The 2777-nt window shown below is 72.7% G+C and carries 2 protein-coding genes and 1 pseudogene; all 3 read right to left on the reverse strand.

Going from position 1 to position 2777, the window contains the following annotated elements:
* Nucleotides 1–444 (reverse strand): annotated as a pseudogene (locus tag B7767_RS42275) (phosphopeptide-binding protein); the annotation flags it as partial.
* Between the two features lie 82 nt (nt 445–526).
* Nucleotides 527–1876, reverse strand: coding sequence for a VWA domain-containing protein (locus B7767_RS42280; protein ID WP_085576450.1), 1350 nt, complete (start codon nt 1874–1876; stop codon nt 527–529).
* 112 nt (nt 1877–1988) lie between these two features.
* On the reverse strand, nt 1989–2777 hold a 789-nt coding region (locus tag B7767_RS42285; protein ID WP_143653000.1), incomplete at its 5' end, for a PP2C family serine/threonine-protein phosphatase.

The raw sequence follows: 2777 nt of genomic DNA on the forward strand, positions 1-2777 counted from the left end.
GGGGCGGTTCACCTGCGAGGGGCGTGAGCCCTGGTAGTCGTACGAGTCACCGCCGCCGTACGACGGTCCGCCGGGAGGCTGCTGGAAGGGACCGCCCGGACCCGGACCCGGACCTGGGGCCGGCGGACGCGGGGCGGCCGGGGTGTACGAGGTCGCCGTGTTCGTCAGGAAGTTCCACCGGCACTCCTCGCAGAACGGCGCCGCGCCCTCACGCGGCGTACGGCACTGCGGGCACAGCTCCGTCCGGCCGCCACCGGGACCGCCGAAACCACCGGGGCCGCCGGGACCGCCGGCGGGGCCGCCCGGCGGCGGGAAGCCGTAACCGCCACCGGGCGCGGGCGGCGGGGGAGGAGGAGGTGGGGGCACGGCACCCGCCATGCGGTGACCGCACACCTCGCACCAGTCGTCGGAACCCGACTGGTGTCCGTTCGGGCAGGTCGGCATGTCGGCGCTTCCCCCTCTCCTTGTCCGGCCGGTTCCGGCCGGTTTCTCCCACCCCGAGGGGTCGGGCTCGACTACTTACGGATCACTTCTTTACACGAACAGTCTTTGTCGACCGAGTCTCGAGCGTCATCTCGTCGGCCTCCTCGACCTTCGCCTTCAGTCGCACAGTACCCGTCGCGGCATCGACCACGTCCACCACCTTCGAAAGCAGTTTCGCAGTATCCGCGTTGCCGGACGCGCTCGCGAGCTGCACGGCCCTGCCCAGTTTGGCCGTCGCTCCGTCGATATCCCCCTCTTTGCGCAGATCCAGACCCTGTTGGATGACTTCCGCCAGTTCCGCCTGCCCGGTGTAGTGGGCGACCTGGGGGTTGATCGACGTCGAGGCGGCCATGTCGTCCGTCCACACGGCCCGGACCAGACCCTGCGCCCCGAGGTTGCGCACGCCGCCGTCGGACGGCTGCGGGATCACCAGCGACAACCGGGCCGCCAGCATCTCCTGCCCGATGTTCGCGGGCGTCACCTCGACGCAGACGTGGTAGTCGCGGGACTCGTCACCCCAGGAACCCAGCGGGTAGTCGCCCGCGCGCGGACCCGCCTCCGTGCGGCGGCCGGTCAGCTCCTCGACCGTGGGCGCGACCTGCTTGACGAACCTCACCGTCGTACCGACCGGGGTCCACAGCCGCAGCGAGACGTCCGCGACCTCCTTGCCCATCGCCGTCTCCATCATCCGTGTGAAGTCGGCGGCGAGACCGGCCGGGTCGGCGACGATGTCGGCGGTGCCGAGGAGGGCGGAGGCGATGGCTGTGACTTCTTTCACTTCCCAGTCGGTGCCCACACCGCGGGCGTCACAGGTGAACCGTCCGGCGCAGGCGTCCAGGGCCGCCTTCAGGTCCTCCGCCGACTCGTGCTCGTTGCGGCCGTCGGTGAGCAGGATGCCGTGCCGGATCGCCACGTCCGCCGACGCCAGCAGCCGGTCGGCCAGCCGCAGCCAGGTGCCGATCGCCGTGCCGCCGCCCGCGCTCAGCTTCCGCAGCGCCTGCTTGGCCTGCTCACGGGTGGAGGCGTCGGCGACCGCGAGGCCGCCACCGCCCGGATACACCTCCTTGGCCACGTGCGTGCCGCCGACCACCGCGAAGTTCACGCCGTCGCGCAGGGCGTCGATCGCGGCGGCCGTCGCGTCACGGGCGTTGCGCATCTTGGTCGGCGGGTAGTCCATCGAGCCCGAGCAGTCGACCATGAGGACCACGGCCGCCGACGGGCCCTGGCCGGGCGGGTAGAGATGGGGTGCCGCCACCGCGCTGCCGATGGTGCCGCCGCCGGTCGCGGTCACCGTGACGATGGCGTTGACCTCGCGGCCGCCCTCCGGCAGGTACTCGTTCTGGTACACGTCCACCGAGAACTGCGGCACGTTCGATTTCGAGAAATTGGCCATGCCTGTTTCGATCCCCCTTGGATGCCCCGGCGGCGCGGGGCGACGACGGATGACGGACCGGTCCCCTCCGGTCCGTTGAGGCTTCCCCGTGCGAGGCGTCCCGTAAGCGGCCTCAGGCCGATCCTGCCCCCTGCGGGACGGCCGGGAACGGCACGAGGGCCACTGTTACGTTGTCGTGGCCCCCGCCGTCGAGGGCGTGACCGACCAGGACCCGGGCGGCGTGCAGCGGTCGTACGGCCGCGTCCGCGGGCACGGCCTCGGCCATCTCGTCGGCCGACTCCGCGTAGTTCCACAGGCCGTCCGTGCAGACCACGACCACACCGGGCCGGTCCGGCTTGAACGAGGCGGTGTGCGGCTCCAGTTCGTAGGCGTCGGCGCCGAGCCAGCCGGTGATCGCGTGCGCGCGCTGGTCGGCGTACGCCTCGGCCTCGCCCATCAGGCCCGCGGCGACCATCTGCGCGGCCCACGAGTCGTCCTCGGTGAGCCGGGCCGCCGGGGTGGAGCGGTCGACCGGGATCCAGTAGACGCGGCTGTCGCCGACCCAGCCGACCACCAGCAGACCGGCCGTCACCACGGCGCCGACGATGGTGCACGCCGGGGCGTTCTGGTGCGGGGCGTGCTCACGGGCCGCCGCGGGCTCGTCGGCCAGCGCGTTGACCGCCTCGGAGGCGGCGACGATCGCGTCGTGCATCGCCTGCTGCGGGTGCGTGCCGCGCGGCAGGGCCGCGAGCAGGGACTCGTTCGCCGCGCGGGAGGCGGCGAGTGACGCCTCGTCGGGGCGGGTCGCGGAGGAGACGCCGTCGCAGACGATCGCCACGGAGGCGGGGGAGCCGTCGGGCAGCGCCGTGGTGCTCACGGCGAAGGCGTCCTCGTTGCGGTGGTGGCGCAGGCCGCGGTCGCT

Source organism: Streptomyces sp. 13-12-16 (assembly GCF_002114215.1).
GTDB lineage: Bacteria > Actinomycetota > Actinomycetes > Streptomycetales > Streptomycetaceae > Streptomyces.